Consider the following 19,338-nt stretch of genomic DNA (forward strand, 5'->3'; position numbering starts at 1 on the left):
TCATTTATAGATTCTCTGTGGTAGCAGATGATTTTTATCGAGAATAAAGTCATCAATGAAGTCTTTGATGATTGGTCTAAATAATTTCTTCTGCCAACGATATACATTTTCAAAGATCCCCTCAAACTGGTTCTTTTGTATCTCGACGTAGGCCATCAAGGCTGAAAAAATATGATTCAAAATCAGTTTAGATCGTCTTACTTGAAACTTTTCAATATGACAAACCTGTTTAATCACTCGGTGATATTGTTCTATTTTCCAATGACTTGAATGTAATTCATGAAAACCATCAAAGGACAATAAATCATCTTCATCTTGATGCACAATATAAAACCTCTGCTGTTCTTTTAACTGAGTCTTAAATAATTGTACAAAGCCAAAATCTTTGAGCCAGACCACTTGACCCTGATGGAAATCTGGCAATAAACGCAGTTGAAACCATTGTCCTTTTTCTGGGGAAACCTTACGGTTACAGTCGATACCAAACATAAATCGAATACCATATTTTCTTATGGTTTTTAGATTTCCAGTCGATGAATACCAACTATCACCTGTAATAAATTGAATCTTTGCACCCCAACTGAGTACTTCACTTAACATATCCATAAAGTAATCATTCTTGGTTTTACTTTCAGATTTGTCATAAATTCGGAAATTAATTGGAATATTTTGACCATTTTGATCTGTCGCATACAAGGTAATGAGATTAATACCCTTGACGGATCGGTGGTGTTTGCCTGACCAAAAATAGCTAACTAAGTCCATATGTTGACTATATGGTTTATCTAAAACAGTATCATCAATACTGACTATAAGTTTATTATTATCAATATGTTGAATTGCTTCTTGATATAGGTCGTGAGGTGTGTAGTCTTCACGCTCTAGAAAGCGATTTACACTATCATGCGAGATATTATAAGTCTCGGCAAGTTGTGTGCAGCTAATAGAGTTCGGTTCTGTCATGAGAAAGCCCATATAAATGGGTAGAGTACAAGTTGCTGTAGAAGCATTTTTAATTCGTCTGATCACAGATACTTTATAAAGTATTTTAATACTTTTTTGAATCCGTCAATGCGTAAGTCCTATATTGATCTACGATAAAAACACAGCCCATTCAATTGAACAGGCTGTGATGTATTACCATGCCGTTTATTTAAACAGGCGGGTGCTGAATTTTCCAAGCACGGTGGATTTTAGTGTTACGTTTGAAATCTGGACCAATGGTTTCATGACTAATTTCCTGCACATCAAACATGGCTTCAATTTCTTCATCCATTTCAAAACCACGGTAGTTGTTAGAGAAGTACAGCGTACCGCCTGTGGTTAAGCGGTTCATTGCACGTTTAATTAAAGAAACGTGGTCGCGTTGTACGTCAAACGTTCCATAGAACTTTTTAGAGTTTGAGAAAGTTGGTGGGTCAATAAAGATCAGATCATACTGTTCATGACCTTCTTTGAGCCATTCAAAACAATCACTGGCAAAGAATTGATGTTGTTCATCGGAATGTTCAACCGTTAAACCATTCAATACAAAGTTTTCTTTAGACCAATTCAAATAAGTATTGGACAAATCAACACTAGTGGTACTTAGTGCACCGCCAAGCGCGGCATGCAAACTTGCAGTTGAGGTATAACTGTATAAATTCAGGAAGTGCTTGCCACGTGCTTCTTTGGCAATGCGTAAACGCATTTGACGATGGTCAAGGAACAAGCCTGTATCAAGGTAGTCGGTGAGGTTGACCAAAATTTTAGCCTGACCTTCTTGCACAATAAAACGCTTCGAGGCTGTACTTTGTTTGGTGTACTGGTTTTTACCCTCCTGACGAGCACGGGTTTTAATAAATACAGCATCACGCCCTAAACCTGTAACGGCACGAATGGCTTGTAAGGCGAGATTAAAACGCTTTTTGGCTTTTTCAGGATCAATTTTTTTCGGTGGTGCATATTCCTGCACGTGCAAACGATCGCCGTATAAATCGACTGCGACATTAAAGTCAGGTAAGTCGGCATCGTATAAACGCAGACAATGCACATTTTCTTTCACCGCCCATTTTTTCAAGCTTTGTGTGTTTTTTTGCAAACGGTTGGTGAAATCTTCCGCACCTTCAATCGGTTCAAATTGCTGAGGTTGCCAGTCAGCTAAGAATGGACGTGCGACTGTTGCAGGTTTGATCGTACCAAAACGAACATAAATTGGCAGTTTGCCGTTCATCAAGCGTAAAATTTGCGGGTCATTGAAAGCCAACACATCGGCTTGTTCAACTTGGGCTGCAATAACGGCTGCTTTTTGATTTGGGAAATGTTTTTGTAAGAGGGCAGACAGGCCCAAATATAAGGCACGGTTCGAGGCTTTATCGCCCAAACGCTCACCGTAAGGCGGGTTGGTTACAATAAAGGCTTTTTTGTCTTCGGATTGAAAGTCTGGCCAGTCAGCCAAAGTACGCTCTTCAATTTGAATCTGATCGAGCAGACTTTCAAAACCTGCCGCAATAATATTTTGCTTGGTGGCTTTGACTGCTTCCCAGTCGGCATCGAAAGCATAGAATTTTGGCAATGGTTGTTGTAATGCAGTTTGGTGGCGTTCTGCCGCTTCTGCTTTAATACTCATCCATAATTCATGGTCATGGCCTTGCCAACCATTAAAACCAAAACGACGTACTAGACCTGGCGCACGGTCAGTCAGCATCATCAATGCTTCAATAATAAACGTACCCGAACCACACATAGGGTCTAAAATAATGTCGGGTTGAATTTGTTGTAATTGACCTTTTTGCAGAATCGCTGCGGCAAGGTTTTCTTTAATTGGGGCATCGGTCATAAAACGACGATAGCCGCGTTTATGCAGTGAATCGCCAGATAAATCTAGGCAGTATGTATGTTCTTTTTTACCTGCCAACACGTATAAGGTAATTTCAGGCTGTTTGATGTCAATGCTTGGACGTTTGCCCACTGCATCCATAAATGAATCGACCACACCATCTTTAACGCGCAAGGTCGCAAATTGGCTGTTCACTTTAATGTCACGCTCTATATGCAAACGCACTGCAAAAGTACTTTGTGGCGCAAAAATCAGTGACCAGTCAAAGCTCAGCGCACCTTCATAAAGCTCTTCGGCTACATCGCGCGCGTCGTGACTAAATTCAATTTCGTGTGTGTGAATTGGTGTAAGGACACGTGAGGCTAAACGTGACCACATGCAGACACGATAGGCATTTTCGAGTGTGCCTTTGAAAATTAAACGACCCGGTAAACGTTCGATATTTTGAATACCTAAACCTTGCATTTCTTCTTGCAATAAGGTTTCAAGTCCATCTGCACAGGTGACCCAATATGTAGAAAGACGGGGTTTCGAATTCATGAAAATTTCCAAAAGCAATTCAGCAATCGGCTATTTTACCGTATTTTGTGCTAGAAAACTTAGTGATTTAGCGTGAATCGTGCAGAATTTTAAAGGTCTAGGTTTGAAGAGCTTCAGGGCATTTTTACTGTTTTTTTCTAAAAAGGCAATGAGGATGTAATGACATCTCTAAAAAATTTTGAGTGATTGTATTGCGGAAAAATAAAAACCTGAATATTCACATGATTGGTATGTATTTTGCTCATACATTGTTGTGATGGTGAACATTTTGCAGATGAGCATCAAACACTGCAAAACAACAATGAAGCGATAAGGGGAATATTTAAATGACCACGGCTACTTTAAACACGGCACAGGCTTTAACAGCAAATAACGAGATTTTTTCAGTTGCCACTTTAATTTATACGCGATTAAGACGGGTCAGTGGACGTGTGATTGATGTCATGTATCTGGTTGAAAATTCAGACTATGCACGTGCTGTGCTGCAATTGGCGCTCGCTACACACGATGAGGAATTGTGCCGTTATGCGCTGCGCTTAAACAGTATATTGGCTAACTTAATGGATGCTGATGCAGAAATAACGTCGCCACAGACTGAAGCGCAGCAATTAGATGCAGTAGAAAATATAGAAAATATAGAAAATATAGAAAATATAGATGACTTGACTGAACCTACAGCTGAAGAAATTTATCGGGCGCAGGTGTCCCATCATTATATAGGGGCATTGCGTTAAACGGTGAATTGTACAGACTATGCCTACATAGCCTGAAGGTTGCGTAGGCAGTTGTAGGCGAAGATTGACCCACCAGATGTTCATCAAGCTCATATCAAGATGATTGGCTAGCAGAGCAGTTAAATATAAATGCCATCCTTTCACATCGCTTTGTAGAGTATTAAGCATGAAAGAAAGTGTAGATGAGTCTGCATGACTTAATTTTTAAAATCATAAGTTTCTTTTGACTAAATCATGCCAAGTTACACTGCTTTGCCAAATCAATTTCTGTATAATGCGTTAACTTAACGTATAAGGAATCTCTCATGCATTTGGCGGCATTGCATACTCCGAGCCAGATTCAATTGAATAAAGATGGGCATTTAAAACACTTTTTAACCATCGAAGGTCTTTCCAAAGAAACCCTCACCCAAATTCTGGACACAGCACAGTCCTTTTTCAATGAACAAAACCAACTGATCACCAATAATTTGCTCGAAGGGCGCACGGTGATGAATTTGTTCTTCGAAAACTCTACTCGTACCCGCACCACATTTGAAGCCGCAGCCAAGCGTCTTTCTGCCAATGTACTCAATATTGATATTGCCCGTTCAAGTACCTCTAAAGGTGAAACTTTGCGTGACACTTTGTGGAACTTAGAGGCGATGGCTGCTGACATTTTTGTGGTGCGTCATTCATCTTCAGGTGCAGCACATTTTATTGCTAAAACGGTTTGCCCAAAGGTTGCCATTATTAATGCGGGTGATGGCCGTCATGCACATCCAACGCAAGCGATGTTGGATATGCTGACCATTCGCCGTGAAACCCAACGACCTTATGAAGAATTAAGTGTTGCGATTATTGGTGATATCAAACATTCACGCGTGGCGCGTTCCGATGTGGCTGCCTTGCAAACACTGGGCTGTAAAGACATTCGCGTGATTGCACCGAACACCTTGTTGCCGTACGGTTTTGATGAATATGGAGCAGGCGTGCGTTTATTTAACAAAATGGAAGAAGGCATAAAAGACTGCGACGTGATTATCACCCTGCGTATTCAGAATGAACGTATTGATTCGCCTGCACTTGCCTCACAAGCTGAATTTTACAAAATGTATGGTTTAAACAAAGAGCGTCTGGCACTTGCCAAACCAAACTGTATTGTGATGCATCCTGGGCCAATGAACCGTGGTGTCGAAATTGATTCGAGCATTGCCGATGGCCCTCAATCGGTAATTTTAAATCAAGTAACCAACGGTATTGCGGTGCGTATGGCGGTATTGGCTTTGGCGATGCAAGGTCAATTGCAAGAACAAGGTTTGATTGACGCGATTGCGGTATAAGGAAAAAGTCATGGCGATTGTAAAAATTGAAAATGTACGTGTGCTTGACCCAATCCAGCAAATTGACCGCGTGCAAACGGTATATCTTAAAAATGGCAAGTTTGTTGCAGAAAGTGCTGAGATTAGCGAAAGTATTGATGCCCAAGGTCAATGGCTCATGCCAACCATGGTGGATTTGTGTGCACGTTTACGTGAACCAGGTCAACAGCAGCACGGCACGCTCAAATCAGAAGGCAAGGCAGCACGTGAAAACGGAATTCTGCACTTATTTACCCCACCTGATTCTAAACCGATCGTGCAAGACAACGGTGCACTCATTCATGGTTTAGTAGAAAAAGCCAAGTTGGATAGTGGTATTTATTTAGAAGTGATTGGTGCACAAACTCAAGGTTTAAACGGCAAACAGCCTGCCAATATGGCGGGACTGAAAAAAGGCGGTTGTAGTGCAGTGTCCAATGCCAATGCACCTTTTGAAGATGATGATGTGGTGATTCGTACTTTGGAATATGCAGCGGGTTTAGACATGACCGTGGTGTTCTATGCTGAAGAACCGCAAATTGCCAAAGATGGCTGTGTGCATGAAGGTTTTATTGCTTCGCGTCAAGGCTTGCCCATGATTCCTACTTTGGCTGAAACCGTAGCGATTGCTAAATATTTGTTAATGATTGAAGCTACAGGTGTACGTGCGCATTTTGGCTTATTGTCTTGTGGTGCCTCAGTTGAGTTGATTCAACAAGCCAAAGCCAAAGGTCTGCCTGTTACTTGTGATGTGGCGATGCATCAATTGCATTTAACCGATCAAATAATTGATGGTTTTAACTCCTTAGCGCACGTGCGTCCGCCACTGCGCTCTGAAGAAGACAAAGCTTTGCTACGTCAAGGTGTAAAAAATGGTGTGATTGATGCGATTTGTACTCATCACGAGCCTTTAAACAGCTCTGCAAAAATGGCACCGTTTGCAGATACCTTGTCAGGTTTTACTGCGTTTGATACTTATATTCCATTTGGGATTCAACTGATTCAGGAAGGTCTGTTCAGTCCATTGGAGTGGGTAGAAAAAGTAACACTTGCACCTGCGCGTGTGGCAAAAATGCAAAGTCGTTGGGAACAGGAAGCGGGTTGGGTCTTGGTTGACCCAGAAGTGGAATGGACGCTGAACAAAGAAACGATTGTGTCGCAAGGCAAAAATACGCCTTTAATTAACCAAGCGGTGAAAGGCAAAGCATTACGCATTTTTACTGCTTAATTTATGCCTCTTGATATTTGAGTTTCGTCTTTCATATTTAGTATTAGTTAAAGTCAGCTTCGGCTGGCTTTTTTTTATGTGATTGAAAATAGAAAGCCAACACTCCGTTGACGCAAATTTCATAACAAAATCAAAACACCACAATTTATTACATTTGTTTAAATTTTAAGCATATACACTAAAAAAAAATTGAAAACAAAGACAAAAAAGAGGGCTGTATATGCAAACAGATTTTATTGACCTACTCAAACAAAGTGTCTCATCTATTGTATTAGAAGGGGAAACTCAGCATTTACTTGAAAAAAATCAGGCACTGAATAGCTTTTATCCTATTTTACTGTCTATTTTAAATTCACGTCCTGAATTAATTGATAATTTGCATCGACAGCTTAACCCTCGTGTGGGCGATGTCTTTGGTTCAAACTTGTCTTTAAAACAGCAGTTTATGGATATGGTGAGTAGCACAGCACCACAAGTCGAAATTGAAAATACACTGAATCGTTCAATTGCACCTAGCTTAAACTTTCTTGAAAATCAGGCAGGCTCATCAGACCCAGTTGCGATTCAACATTTATTGCAAAATAATTTAGATTCAATTCAGGCGGCTTTACCACAATGGGCAACAGCATTATTGGCTGCATTGGGGGTAAATAATGCTGTGGGACAAACCGTACATCAAGCACCTGAAGTCATTGTGACTAAGCCCGTTGAAGAACGCCGTTCGTGGTTATTGCCAATTTTAGCTTTAATTATTTTAATTGGTTTATTGGCATTTTTATTCCGAGCATGTAGTGACCGCAACCAGGCGCCGGCAACTGCGCAGACCCAGGTGGCAGCTAATCAGCCTGCAATGTTACAAGTTAGTACGGGCAGTGATGGTAATTTGGTGACCTGTCAAATTTTGTTGAATAATCCAAGCTATATGGACATTCTACAAAATGAAGTGAAGCAAATTTTTAATCATCCGACAGGTTGTGGTGCAGAAAATTATGCCAACTATCATTCAGAATTTATTGATCAAGATGTGATTCCAAGTGTTTTAAAAATGTTGAAAGGTGTACCGAATGTCAATTTAAATTGGGTGGGCAATCAACTGTCTATTCAAGCAGCGAATCCTACCGATGCAGAGCGTTTAGCCAGTCAAATTCGTCCAATGGCTAAAAACATGACTGTAGTGACTCAGCAACCTGCAGAAACCACAGTAACCGACGTCAATCAGGCTGTAACCAGCAGTATTAGCAATGCCGAGAAGGCCTTGGCTACAATTAATCCTGACAATATCCGCGCGTTAGATGTTGCGACAGCACTCAATATTCAAATCATTAATTTTGATTCTGCATCGACTGAAATTCCAGAAGCCAATAAATCTATTTTAGATCAGGCTGCGGTATTGATGCAGCGTGCGCCACAAGTTCGATTAACCGTGAAAGGGCATACCGATGCCGTAGGTGATGCCAATGCCAACAAGACATTGTCACAACAACGTGCGCAAGCAGTGGTCGATTATTTGGTATCACGTGGAGTAAACCCAGGTCAGTTGCAAGCCATTGGTTTTGGTTCAGAGCAGCCGATTGCGGCAAATGCAACACCGGAAGGCCAATTTAAAAACCGCCGTATTGAGTTCGAAGTCTTGAATGTAGATACAGGCACAGTGCGTAGTGTGGAAGATGCAGGCGTGACAGAGCAAAAGGTGCCTCAATCTTAAACAGGTTAATTTTTTGCAGGATGAAACATTTACGGAGCCCTCACTTTACACACGAGGGTTTTTTTATTGCTAGTCAATCCCGAAGCATCATACAAATATCGAAATGGAAAGATGATTTTTAGATGATCATGAGTTTAACAGAATGGCTTCATAAATCAGTGGATTATTTAATGGGTTAAGTGAAAAAGCATGTAAGGCAAAATAAACCCTCTCCCTTGTATTAAGTTTAAAGCTGTGTATTAAAACCTGCAAAGAAGAGGGGTTTGAATTGAAATAAACTCATCAAGCTGCGGCTTTTTGTAGGACAACACCTGTGACTTTTTGAATTTCATCAAAACTGACATCGGGTGCAAGTTCAATCAACTTGATACCTTGTGGGGTAATATCCAGTACGCCTAAGTCGCTAATGATACGATGCACCACCGCTTTGCCCGTAAGTGGCAAACTGCACTGTGATACAATTTTAGGCGTACCATCTTTTGCACAATGTTCCATCAGCACCACGACTTTTTGTACGCCTGCAACCAAATCCATTGCACCGCCCATGCCTTTAACTTTCTTGCCAGGAATCATCCAGTTGGCAAGATCACCTTGTTCAGAAACTTCCATTGCCCCTAAAATAGCAATATTGATATACCCGCCACGAATCATGGCAAAGGAATCTGCACTGGAAAAAAAAGCTGCCCCTTTACGTGCCGTCACAGTTTGTTTGCCTGCATTGATTAGATCTGCATCTACAGTGTCGGCAGTCGGAAATTCACCAATGCCAAGTAAGCCATTTTCAGACTGCAACCAAACATTGATCTGTTCAGAAATATAATTGGCCACCAGTGTTGGCAAGCCAATGCCTAAATTGACATAAAAGCCATCTTCTAATTCTTGTGCAGCGCGCTGCGCCATTTGATTACGCGTCCAAGCCATGTCTTAAGCCTCCGCCTTTAAAGTCATTTGTTCAATACGTTTTTCTGGGCTTGCATTGAGGACAATGCGGTTCACATAAATACCGGGTAAGTGAATCTCGTCTGGGTCTAAATCACCAATTTCAACAATTTGTTCAACTTCCGCAATGGTGATTTTGCCTGCCATAGCACAGACAGGATTAAAATTTTGTGCTGTTTTACGGAAAACAAGATTACCTGCTTTATCTGATTTGTAGGCTTTGACCAAAGCGACATCTGCAGTCAAAGATTCTTCTAAAATATAATCTTTGCCGTTAAATTCACGGACTTCTTTACCTTCTGCAATAACAGTACCTACACCTGTTGGGGTGAAAAATGCAGGAATACCCGCACCACCTGCGCGTAGTTTTTCTGCAAGTGTGCCTTGCGGAGTGAGTTCAACTTCCAGTTCGCCGCTTAAAAACTGGCGTTCAAATTCTTTATTTTCACCAACATAAGATGAAATCATTTTTTTAATTTGTTTGGTTTCTAGCAATAAGCCTAAGCCAAACCCATCGACCCCTGCGTTGTTGGAAATACAAGTCAGTTGTTTGACGCCTGTATCTTTTAATGCAGCAATCAAGGCTTCTGGAATACCGCATAATCCAAAACCACCCACCGCCAAGGTGTGCCCATCTTGAACCAAACCATTTAATGCAGCTTGTGCGCTGTCATGTACTTTATTGGACATTTATAACCTCTATTTATTCTCTGCACGGCATTCACTTGCCATGTTATGTTGTTGCATACTTGTCGATTATGTTTCAAAGCTATTGAGGATGAAATCGGTTTTAAGCACAGACCTTTTGCCAATACGCATTGGCATAGTTAGATGGATTATCGCGCTGTAAGATATTACTGATGTTGCGACTGGCTTGCATTAACGCGTCTAACTGCACACCTGTTTCAAAACCCATTTTAGACAGTAAATAGTAGAGGTCTTCGGTAGATACATTGCCCGATGCACCTTTGGCATACGGACAGCCACCCAAACCAGCAATAGATGAATCAAATACACGAATACCTTGCAAGAGCGACTGATAAATATTGGCAATCGCCATACCATAAGTATTGTGGAAATGACCTGCTAAAACTTTGGCATCAACCTGTGCTAAACATGCATCCCAAACTTTTTTCACACGGTCAGGGGTTGCTGTACCAATGGTTTCACCCAAAGACACTTCATAGCAGCCCATGTCTAATAATTGCTGTGTGACTTTTGCGACTTGTTTCGGGTCAATCGCACCTTCATAAGGACAGTCCACCATACAAGAAACATAACCACGCACGCGAATGCTGTGCGCTTTAGCTTGACGCATGACCTCACTAAACTTTTCCAGACTTTCCTCAATTGAGCAGTTGATGTTTTTTCGGGTAAAACTTTCAGAAGCTGCGGTAAACACAGCAACTTCTTTGCAACCTACCGCCAAAGCTGATTTAAAACCTTTTAAGTTTGGGGTCAATAAACTGAATTGAATATTGGGATCTTGTGGCAGGTTGGCAAACAGCACATCGCTGTCTGCCATTTGCGGCACCCATTTGGCCGATACGCAAGAACCGACCTCAATGCTGCTTAAACCTGTTTGCATTAAATCCAGAATCAAGTTTTTACGGTCTGCCAAAGTGAGTGGTGTTTTCTCATTTTGTAGACCATCTCGCGGGCCAACTTCTACAATTTTGACAAATTCAGTCATGCAACTTCCTCCGTCAAGGCTTCAAATTCAACCAGTTCATCACCTGCTTTGACCTGATCGCCCGCTTGGAAGTACGAACTTGCCACAATGCCATCGAAAGGTGCACGAATTGAATATTCAATTTTCATGGCTTCCAGTGTCATCAGCACATCATCTTTTTTCACGCGGGCATTGGCTGCCACCAAGACTTGGGTGATCACACCTGGCATAGGTGCAGTCAGGTTGTTGGCATTGTCTTGGTGATCATCGCTGTTAAAGTTTGATTGCACATAGTTAAACAGATGACGCTGACCATTTTGGAATAGGGTGATGCCTTGGGCATGTTGGTTAAATGCTATTTTTTGCTGCTGACCATTAATGCAAAGCTGGAGACGATGTGCATCTAAAAGCTCGCCTTTAACGCTCAGCGTTTGCCCATTGAAGTGTGCTTCAAAACCAGAACTGCATGGTTTTAAATGGATTTTGAATGTTTGGCTATTGTATTGTAATTGCACTGTGTGGACATTTCTCTGATTTAAGCGCCAGAAGAGATCTTTTTGCCAAACCGCGTTGTTTGCCGCTTTGTTTCTCTGAATACGAGAAAGCACATCAATTAACGCAGCTGCAACGACGGTTTCAGTAGCGACTTCAGGTTTTGAATTAAGTAAGAATGCTTCCTCACGTTGAATAAGCCCGGTATCCAAATTGGCATTTTTAAAGGAGTCACACAGTACTAAACGATCCAAGAATGCAATATTGTTAGCTAAACCATCGACATGGAACTGAGTTAAAGCATGGTGCATTTGGGTTAATGCCGCATCACGGTTTTTACCCCAAACAATCAGTTTGGCAATCATTGGGTCATAGTAGGTGCTGATTTCATCGCCTTCGACAATTCCGCTATCGACACGTACTGCGTCATTTTGCTCTGGATAATGTAGATAGCTGATTTGACCAATGGCAGGAATAAAGCCCTTTTCTGGTTCTTCGGCATACACACGTGCTTCAAGGGCATGGCCGTGAATTTGCAATTCATGTTGCTGTTTTGGCAAGGTCTCACCAAAGGCAACCCGTAATTGCCACTCGACCAAGTCTTGTCCTGTAATCATTTCTGTGACTGGGTGTTCTACTTGCAAGCGGGTATTCATTTCCATGAAATAAGCGGTACCGTCTTGCTCGACAATAAACTCTACCGTACCTGCGCCCACGTAATTTACGGCACGCGCGGCATCAATCGCGGCTTGGCGCATGGTTTCGAGTTTATGTGGTGGCATTTTTGGTGCTGGTGCTTCTTCAAGCACTTTTTGGTGACGACGCTGCACCGAGCAATCACGTTCAAATAAATGCACGTAGTTGCCGTGAGTATCTCCAAAAACCTGTACTTCAATATGACGTGGTTGAATCACATAGCGTTCAATCAGCACATCTTCATTGCCAAAGCTAGAGCGTGCTTCACTCTTACATGAAGCCAGCGAGCTGAGAAAGTCTTCACTGCGTTCTACCAAGCGCATGCCTTTACCACCACCGCCTGCACTGGCTTTAATGAGCACAGGATAACCAATGCTGTCGGCTTGTTGTTTTAAGAATGCTGCATCTTGATTGCTGCCATGATAGCCCGGAGTTAGTGGCACACCAGCTTTTTCCATCAGAGCCTTAGAGGTCGCCTTTAGACCCATTGCCAAAATGGCTTCAACTGGTGGGCCAATAAAAACAATATTGTTGTCTTTACAGGCTAGTGCGAACTGGTCATTTTCAGATAAGAAACCATAACCCGGGTGTATGGCTTGCGCCCCAGTACTTTTGGCTGCCTGAATAATACGTTCAACTTGCAAATAACTTTGTGCCGCAAGTGATTCACCAATATAAATGGCTTCATCTGCGAGTTTGACATGCTGTGATTGTGCATCGGCATCTGAATACACCGCAACAGTCGCAATCCCGAGTTTTTTTGCGGTACGAATTACACGGCAGGCAATTTCACCACGGTTGGCAATTAAAATCTTTTCAAACATCGTGCGATCCTTCTTTTATTCTGCCGTGGTCTTGATCCAAGCCGGGCTTTGTTTATTCAAAAATGCATTTAAGCCATTTTTCGCCTCATCTCCTTGGCGAACATGTGCAATATGCTGTGCAGTTTGTTGGAGTAAATCTTCAGTTAAAACTTGATAATTGACCATCTGAATCAGTTGTTTAGAAGCATGTTGCGCTTCTGGGCCACCCAGTAATAAGGCCTGTACAATCTCATCAATTTTGCTATCGAGCTGTTCCGGTGTGGTTACTTCATGTGCCAGACCAATAGCGTGTGCCTGTTCTGCATAAATTCGTTCTGCCGTTAAAAAGTAACGTGATGCCTGACGTGCACCAATCGCACGAATGACATAAGGGCTAATAGTCGAAGGGGCTAGTCCTAAACGTACTTCAGAAGTCGCAAATTTGGCATCGGTGCTAGCAACGCAAATATCACAGGCAGAGGCCAAACCCATACCGCCACCAAAAGCAATGCCATGTACACGGGCAATGGTCGGTTGCTTTAAAGTCGCTAAACTTTGCAGCATTTTCGCCAGTTTCAAGGCATCAGCTTGATTTTCTGTTGCAGAAGCTTGACCTGCTTGTTTCATCCAGTTTAAATCTGCGCCTGCAGAGAAACTTTTGCCGCGCCCTGCCAAAATCACCACTCGAATATCATCGCGGGTATTGAGGGCTTGAAAGCAGGCGTGTAATTCTTCAATCACCTGCGTATTGAAAGCGTTATGCAATTCCGCACGATTAATCCAAACCGTAGCCACTTGGTTGTGCTGTTCGAGTTGTAAAAATTGATAATCCATTTTGTCACCTCTTACATGCGGAACACGCCAAATTTGGTCGGTTGAATAGGTGCATTGAGGGCAGCGGCTAAACTTAATGCCAGGACTTCACGTGACTGTGCTGGGTCAATCACACCATCATCCCATAAACGTGCTGAAGCATAATATGGATGACCCTGACGCTCGTATTGTTCACGAATCGGCTGTTTGAATTGATCTTCTTCTTCTGCAGACCAGCTGCCGCCTTTGGCTTCTAACTGATCACGTTTTAAGGTGGAGAGTACGCTCGATGCTTGTTCGCCACCCATTACCGAAATACGTGAGTTTGGCCATGTCCACATAAAGCGTGGTGAATAAGCACGACCACACATCCCGTAGTTACCTGCACCAAAAGAACCGCCAATCACCAAAGTTAGTTTAGGCACATTAGCAGTGGCAACCGCCATCACCAGTTTGGCACCATTTTTAGCAATGCCTTCATTTTCATATTGGCGTCCAACCATAAAGCCTGTAATGTTTTGAATAAATAACAGGGGAATGTTGCGTTGGGTGCACAGTTCAATAAAGTGTGCACCTTTTTGTGCCGATTCGGAAAACAGAATCCCATTGTTGGCAATAATCCCGATAGGCATACCATATAGTTTGGCAAAACCTGTAATTAATGTGGTGCCAAAGCGTGCTTTAAATTCGTCAAAACGTGAACCATCGATAATGCGGGCAATCACTTCACGCACATCAAATGGTTTACGTGCATCTGTTGGAACAATGCCATACAATTCAGAGGCATCAAATAACGGCGCTTCGACATTTTCTGGCTGTGGATTTGGTTTTTTATTTAAATTGGCGACGATGTTGCGGGCAATTGCCAAAGCATGTTCATCATTTTCTGCCAAATGATCGGCCACACCTGAAAGGCGAGTGTGCACATCGCCACCACCCAAGTCTTCACTGCTGACCACTTCACCAGTTGCGGCTTTAACCAATGGTGGGCCGCCCAAGAAAATCGTGCCCTGATTACGCACAATAATGGTTTCATCCGACATGGCAGGTACATAAGCACCGCCTGCGGTACAGCTTCCCATGACGACAGCAATTTGGGCAATGCCCATGCTCGACATGCGGGCCTGATTATAGAAAATACGTCCGAAGTGATCACGGTCTGGAAAGACTTCATCTTGCAGCGGCAAATATGCACCGCCTGAATCGACCAGATAAATACAGGTCAGGTGATTCTGCTCAGCAATTTCCTGAGCGCGTAAATGCTTTTTCACCGTGAGAGGGTAGTAAGTCCCGCCTTTCACGGTGGCATCGTTGGCAATGATCATGCAGGTCACGCCATTGACCTGCCCCACGCCTGCTACCACGCCTGCAGCAGGGACTTCATCCTGATAAACCTGATAAGCGGCCAACTGACCAATTTCAATAAATGCAGTACCTGGATCAATCAGGTGGTCAATCCGTTCACGCGGCAGCAATTTGCCACGGTCTAAATGTTTTTGGCGTGCAGTTTCGCCGCCACCCAAAGCAATTTTTTGGACTTTTTCTCTGAGGTCATCGACTAGGCTTTGCATCGCAGCTTGGTTGTTTTTAAACTCATCGCTGCGAGTATTAATTTTGCTCTGTAATTGATTCATGCCAACCTCCTTGTCTATTTTTGTGATTTATTTTTAGGCAGTTTCGTTAAACAGTTCACGTCCAATCAACATACGGCGAATTTCTGAAGTACCCGCACCAATTTCATAGAGTTTGGCATCACGCCATAAACGTCCTGCAGGAAACTCATTGATATAGCCATTGCCGCCTAAGGTTTGAATGGTTTCACCGGCCATCCACGTGGCTTTTTCGGCAGCGTATAAAATGGCACTGGCTGCATCTTTACGCAGACTGCGGCTGTGTTCAGCTTTGTCACATTCTGCACCTACGGCATAAACCAACGCCTTACATGCCAACCAAGTCGAATACATATCGGCAATTTTGCCTTGCATAAGTTGGAATTCACCCAATGCCTGACCAAACTGTTTACGCTCATGAATATAAGGAATCACGGTGTCCATGCAGGCATCCATAATGCCGAGTGGGCCTGCACTTAAAACAGCACGTTCATAGTCCAGACCGCTCATCAGCACTTTGGTGCCATTGCCGACACCGCCGAGCACGTTTTCTTTGGGCACTGCGACATTGTCAAAAAATAGTGGATAAGTGTTTGAGCCACGCATGCCGAGTTTGTCTAGGTGCGTACCGTGACTAAACCCCGGCATATTTTTCTCAACCAGAAAAGCGGTCATGCCTTTGGCCCCGGCTTGTAAATCGGTTTTTGCGTAGACCACCAAAACATCTGCATCACCGCCATTGGTAATCCACATTTTTGAGCCATTGAGCAAGTAATGATCGCCTTTATCTTCAGCTTTCAGTTTCATGCTGACTACGTCTGAGCCTGCATTTGGTTCAGACATTGCCAAAGCACCGACGTAATCGCCTGAAATCAGTTTTGGCAAATAGCGTTGCTTCTGTTCTTCTGTCCCATTTCGCTTAATTTGGTTCACACATAGGTTAGAATGAGCACCGTAAGACAAACCAATGGATGCTGATGCACGAGAAATTTCTTGCATGGCAATGATGTGAGCCAAATAGCCTAAGTTGGTGCCGCCGTATTCTTCACTCACGGTTAAGCCAAGTAAGCCCATATCGCCAAATTTTTTCCAAAAATGGGCAGGGAATTCGTTATCACGATCAATCTGTTGTGCAATGGGTGCAATTTCCTTTGCACAAAAAGCAGCGATTGAATCACGCAGTGCGATTAAGGTTTCATCCAAACCGAAGTCTAAGCTTTGTAAATGCATGTATTCATTCATCCTGAGGTTATATTTGTTGTTCCTAAAACAAGCATTTTTGTTGTGCTTAGGTTCTAACATACATCGAAAATTTAAAAAAGTGAACTAAAATTCACAAAATGATTTACAATTCATTTTATCTGGTTGAGAATAAGATATGAGTTATAAAAGATCATCATTGATGCAGGAACGTATGGAACAAAATCGCAACGCGATTTTAGATTCTGCTCGTGAACTTATTGCTCATGGGGGCTTTAAAGAAGCGTCTATACAAGCCATTGCAGAACGCGCTGGTGTTTCTACAGGTTTGGTGTATCGCTACTTTGAAAATAAAAGTCAGATTCTGATTGAAGTTTTATCGGATGCGATTCGTCGTGAGGTCGAAATTTTGGACCACATTGCGAAGTCAGATTTAACGCCAAAACAAAAATTGCAAAAATCTGTTACAACTTTTGTGAAGCGTGCGATGAACAGCCCCCAATTGGCGTATTCGTTAATGTTCGAGCCTGTAGACCCAGAAATGGAACATGAGCGTTTTCGCAGTAAACAACTGATCAAACAGAGCATCAAGGAAATTTTGGCTGAAGGAAAAGTCAATGGTGAGTTTGATTTTGAAGATTTAAACACTGCTGCTTTAGGTGTGGTTGGCTCCATGACATTTGTAGTGATTGAACCTTTAAACCCGTCTCGCAATGTGATGTTTGATCAAAATTATAAAGATTACTTTGTCAAACAAATTGCCGACTTTTGTGTAAATGCAGTGCGAAAACAGCAGGGAGGATAGTAAAAATAACGCACAAAAACAGGCAAAAAGTAATCGTTGTCATAACGGAAAACAGAATTACAAAGAATCAAGGAGATCGATTCAATGACACAAGTACGGTTAAGTTATGCCTATGGCACCAGTAATCAGCCTTTATTAGGGATGACTATTGGTGAAAAGTTTGATCAGGCTTGTCAGCAATATGCAGATCAGGATGCTTTGGTCAGCGTGCATCAAAATGTGCGTCTGACCTATAAGCAACTGCAGCAACAGGTCAATGCCTTTGCCTGTAGCTTATTAAAACTCGGTTTTAAGAAAGGTGACCGCCTTGCCATTTGGTCTCCGAATTGTGTGGAATGGACAATCACTCAATTCGCAGCCTTTAAGGCAGGGGTGATTTTGGTAAATTTAAACCCAGCCTATAAAAGCAATGAACTGGAATTTGTGCTTAACAAAGTTTCCTGCAAAGGTTTGGTGATTGCATCGGAATTTAAAAGCACCAACTATCAGGACATCTTAACCAAAATTGCCCCAGAGCTGTGTCAGGCAGACAATAAAGTTCTTAATTCCAAGCGTTTGCCGCATTTAAAGCATGTAATTAAAATTGATAATCAAGCACATACAGGAATGCATCGTTTTCAGGATTTATTAACCGCTCCAACCACACACATGCTAAAAAAACTGCAACACATTGCCAGTGAGTTGCAGTTCGATGAAACCATTAATATTCAATTTACCTCAGGCACAACGGGCAATCCGAAGGGCACTATGCTGACCCACAATAACATTTTAAATAATGGTTACTTTGTAGGTGAGGCGATTCATTTAAGTCCGCAAGACCGTGTTTGTATTTCAGTGCCGCTGTTCCACTGTTTTGGCATGGTGATGGGTAATTTGGCCTGTATCACACATGGTTCAACTATGGTCTATCCATCAGCCGTATTTAATCCACTCGATACCTTAAAAGCCATTCAGCAAGAAAAATGTACAGCTGCTTATGGTGTACCGACTATGTTTATTGCCATTTTAGAGCATGAGCAGTTTGATGAGTTTGATTTATCTAGCTTGCGTACAGGCATTATGGCAGGCAGCCCGTGTCCGCAAGAAATTATGCAACGTGTGATAGACCGCATGCACATGTCACAAATCACCATTTGTTATGGCATGACCGAAACAGCACCGGTGAGCGCACAAAGTTCGACTGAAGATTCGGTGGAACGTCGTGTCAGTACAGTGGGGCGCGTACATCCACATCTGGAAGTAAAAATTGTCGATGAAGAAGGCAAAGTCGTGCCGCGCGGACAGTTGGGTGAATTGTGTGTGCGTGGTTATTCAGTCATGTTGGGTTACTGGGATGAACATGACAAAACCCAAGAAGTCATTGATGTTGCACGTTGGATGCACACAGGCGACATTGCAGAAATGGACGATGAAGGCTTTGTGAAAATTAAAGGTCGTATTAAAGATGTGGTGATTCGTGGCGGTGAAAACCTGTTCCCGAAAGAAATTGAAGATTTCTTATATACCCACGATGCGGTCTGCGATGTACAAGTAATTGGCGTGCCAGATCATCGTTATGGTGAAGAACTATGTGCCTGCATTATTCTACATGAACACCATGAATGTACCGAAGAGGCAATTCGCCAATACTGTGCAGAACACATTTCACACAATAAAGTCCCACGTTATGTGCGTTTCTTTAGTGAATTTCCAATGACCGCTTCAGGCAAGGCACAGAAATTTAAATTACGTGAATTTATGCGTGAAGAATTAAATTTAAAGGAAATTGCTTAAGGCATTATTTCAGCTATTCATTGCTGTAAGATCGACCTTTTAAATTTGTCAGTACACCCCCTTTATTTCTCACGCAGAGATAAAGGGATACTCTATACAGGAATAATCACACTAAAATATAGCGCATACTCAGCTTGGTAAAAGATGACACCAAGTATAAGCATGATGCG

15 protein-coding genes are annotated in these 19,338 nt (G+C 42.4%); 6 read left to right on the forward strand and 9 right to left on the reverse strand.

Annotated elements, in window-relative coordinates; translation table 11 throughout:
- Together AC0T5Z_RS05325 and rlmKL are read right to left on the reverse strand one after the other, a co-directional pair.
- Complete coding sequence (locus tag AC0T5Z_RS05325; protein ID WP_473786262.1) at positions 1–1,029, reverse strand: IS701-like element ISAba11 family transposase; 1,029 nt, start codon at positions 1,027–1,029, stop codon at positions 1–3.
- Positions 1,030–1,153: 124 nt separating this feature from the next.
- Positions 1,154–3,358 carry a bifunctional 23S rRNA (guanine(2069)-N(7))-methyltransferase RlmK/23S rRNA (guanine(2445)-N(2))-methyltransferase RlmL gene (rlmKL, locus tag AC0T5Z_RS05330; protein WP_435337643.1) on the reverse strand — a complete coding sequence of 735 codons (2,205 nt, stop codon included), beginning with the start codon at positions 3,356–3,358 and terminating at the stop codon, positions 1,154–1,156.
- Between the two features lie 326 nt (positions 3,359–3,684).
- On the opposite strand from rlmKL, the gene AC0T5Z_RS05335 reads away from it, so the two are divergent.
- The 4 genes from AC0T5Z_RS05335 to AC0T5Z_RS05350 all read left to right on the forward strand — a co-directional run bounded on the left by AC0T5Z_RS05335 (position 3,685) and on the right by AC0T5Z_RS05350 (position 8,365).
- Positions 3,685–4,092, forward strand: a complete 408-nt coding sequence (locus AC0T5Z_RS05335) for a hypothetical protein (protein ID WP_180061953.1) — start codon at positions 3,685–3,687, stop codon at positions 4,090–4,092.
- A 305-nt stretch (positions 4,093–4,397) separates the two neighbouring features.
- Complete coding sequence (locus AC0T5Z_RS05340; protein WP_004971550.1) at positions 4,398–5,414, forward strand: aspartate carbamoyltransferase catalytic subunit; 1,017 nt, start codon at positions 4,398–4,400, stop codon at positions 5,412–5,414.
- A 10-nt stretch (positions 5,415–5,424) separates the two neighbouring features.
- Positions 5,425–6,660 carry a dihydroorotase gene (locus AC0T5Z_RS05345; RefSeq protein WP_291341442.1) on the forward strand — a complete coding sequence of 412 codons (1,236 nt, stop codon included), beginning with the start codon at positions 5,425–5,427 and terminating at the stop codon, positions 6,658–6,660.
- 220 nt (positions 6,661–6,880) lie between these two features.
- A complete protein-coding gene (locus AC0T5Z_RS05350; RefSeq protein ID WP_435337644.1) occupies positions 6,881–8,365 on the forward strand; it encodes an OmpA family protein in 1,485 nt (494 codons plus the stop codon).
- A 282-nt stretch (positions 8,366–8,647) separates the two neighbouring features.
- Here the strand turns inward: AC0T5Z_RS05350 and AC0T5Z_RS05355 are convergent, their stop codons facing one another.
- The 7 genes from AC0T5Z_RS05355 to AC0T5Z_RS05385 all read right to left on the reverse strand — a co-directional run bounded on the left by AC0T5Z_RS05355 (position 8,648) and on the right by AC0T5Z_RS05385 (position 16,620).
- Positions 8,648–9,286: a CoA transferase subunit B gene (locus AC0T5Z_RS05355; protein WP_435337645.1), complete on the reverse strand. Its 639-nt coding sequence runs from the start codon at positions 9,284–9,286 to the stop codon at positions 8,648–8,650.
- A 3-nt stretch (positions 9,287–9,289) separates the two neighbouring features.
- Positions 9,290–9,994: a CoA transferase subunit A gene (locus AC0T5Z_RS05360; protein ID WP_291341448.1), complete on the reverse strand. Its 705-nt coding sequence runs from the start codon at positions 9,992–9,994 to the stop codon at positions 9,290–9,292.
- A gap of 100 nt (positions 9,995–10,094) precedes the next feature.
- Positions 10,095–10,997, reverse strand: coding sequence for a hydroxymethylglutaryl-CoA lyase (locus AC0T5Z_RS05365; protein ID WP_291341450.1), 903 nt, complete (start codon positions 10,995–10,997; stop codon positions 10,095–10,097).
- Positions 10,994–12,988, reverse strand: coding sequence for an acetyl/propionyl/methylcrotonyl-CoA carboxylase subunit alpha (locus AC0T5Z_RS05370; RefSeq protein WP_435337646.1), 1,995 nt, complete (start codon positions 12,986–12,988; stop codon positions 10,994–10,996). Before AC0T5Z_RS05370 ends, AC0T5Z_RS05365 begins: the two co-directional genes overlap by 4 nt.
- A gap of 15 nt (positions 12,989–13,003) precedes the next feature.
- Positions 13,004–13,801 carry an enoyl-CoA hydratase/isomerase family protein gene (locus tag AC0T5Z_RS05375; RefSeq protein ID WP_291341454.1) on the reverse strand — a complete coding sequence of 266 codons (798 nt, stop codon included), beginning with the start codon at positions 13,799–13,801 and terminating at the stop codon, positions 13,004–13,006.
- An 11-nt stretch (positions 13,802–13,812) separates the two neighbouring features.
- Complete coding sequence (locus AC0T5Z_RS05380; RefSeq protein ID WP_414630603.1) at positions 13,813–15,432, reverse strand: carboxyl transferase domain-containing protein; 1,620 nt, start codon at positions 15,430–15,432, stop codon at positions 13,813–13,815.
- A 15-nt stretch (positions 15,433–15,447) separates the two neighbouring features.
- Positions 15,448–16,620, reverse strand: coding sequence for an isovaleryl-CoA dehydrogenase (locus AC0T5Z_RS05385; RefSeq protein ID WP_435337647.1), 1,173 nt, complete (start codon positions 16,618–16,620; stop codon positions 15,448–15,450).
- Positions 16,621–16,768: 148 nt separating this feature from the next.
- On the opposite strand from AC0T5Z_RS05385, the gene AC0T5Z_RS05390 reads away from it, so the two are divergent.
- Positions 16,769–17,395: a TetR/AcrR family transcriptional regulator gene (locus AC0T5Z_RS05390; protein ID WP_291341460.1), complete on the forward strand. Its 627-nt coding sequence runs from the start codon at positions 16,769–16,771 to the stop codon at positions 17,393–17,395.
- Positions 17,396–17,479: 84 nt separating this feature from the next.
- The gene (locus AC0T5Z_RS05395) at positions 17,480–19,168 is read left to right on the forward strand and encodes an AMP-binding protein (protein WP_291341462.1); all 1,689 of its coding nucleotides are present in this window, start codon (positions 17,480–17,482) and stop codon (positions 19,166–19,168) included.
- Positions 19,169–19,338: the final 170 nt, after the last annotated feature.

This window comes from Acinetobacter pengchengensis, assembly GCF_982235305.1.

What these genes read in the sequence shown, in the direction of transcription:
- rlmKL (WP_435337643.1), bottom strand. Translation starts at nt 3,358, where the DNA reads ATGAATTCGAAACCCCGTCTTTCTACATATTGGGTCACCTGTGCAGAT.
- AC0T5Z_RS05335 (WP_180061953.1), top strand. Translation starts at nt 3,685, where the DNA reads ATGACCACGGCTACTTTAAACACGGCACAGGCTTTAACAGCAAATAAC.
- AC0T5Z_RS05340 (WP_004971550.1), top strand. Translation starts at nt 4,398, where the DNA reads ATGCATTTGGCGGCATTGCATACTCCGAGCCAGATTCAATTGAATAAA.
- AC0T5Z_RS05345 (WP_291341442.1), top strand. Translation starts at nt 5,425, where the DNA reads ATGGCGATTGTAAAAATTGAAAATGTACGTGTGCTTGACCCAATCCAG.
- AC0T5Z_RS05350 (WP_435337644.1), top strand. Translation starts at nt 6,881, where the DNA reads ATGCAAACAGATTTTATTGACCTACTCAAACAAAGTGTCTCATCTATT.
- AC0T5Z_RS05355 (WP_435337645.1), bottom strand. Translation starts at nt 9,286, where the DNA reads ATGGCTTGGACGCGTAATCAAATGGCGCAGCGCGCTGCACAAGAATTA.
- AC0T5Z_RS05360 (WP_291341448.1), bottom strand. Translation starts at nt 9,994, where the DNA reads ATGTCCAATAAAGTACATGACAGCGCACAAGCTGCATTAAATGGTTTG.
- AC0T5Z_RS05365 (WP_291341450.1), bottom strand. Translation starts at nt 10,997, where the DNA reads ATGACTGAATTTGTCAAAATTGTAGAAGTTGGCCCGCGAGATGGTCTA.
- AC0T5Z_RS05370 (WP_435337646.1), bottom strand. Translation starts at nt 12,988, where the DNA reads ATGTTTGAAAAGATTTTAATTGCCAACCGTGGTGAAATTGCCTGCCGT.
- AC0T5Z_RS05375 (WP_291341454.1), bottom strand. Translation starts at nt 13,801, where the DNA reads ATGGATTATCAATTTTTACAACTCGAACAGCACAACCAAGTGGCTACG.
- AC0T5Z_RS05385 (WP_435337647.1), bottom strand. Translation starts at nt 16,620, where the DNA reads ATGCATTTACAAAGCTTAGACTTCGGTTTGGATGAAACCTTAATCGCA.
- AC0T5Z_RS05390 (WP_291341460.1), top strand. Translation starts at nt 16,769, where the DNA reads ATGAGTTATAAAAGATCATCATTGATGCAGGAACGTATGGAACAAAAT.
- AC0T5Z_RS05395 (WP_291341462.1), top strand. Translation starts at nt 17,480, where the DNA reads ATGACACAAGTACGGTTAAGTTATGCCTATGGCACCAGTAATCAGCCT.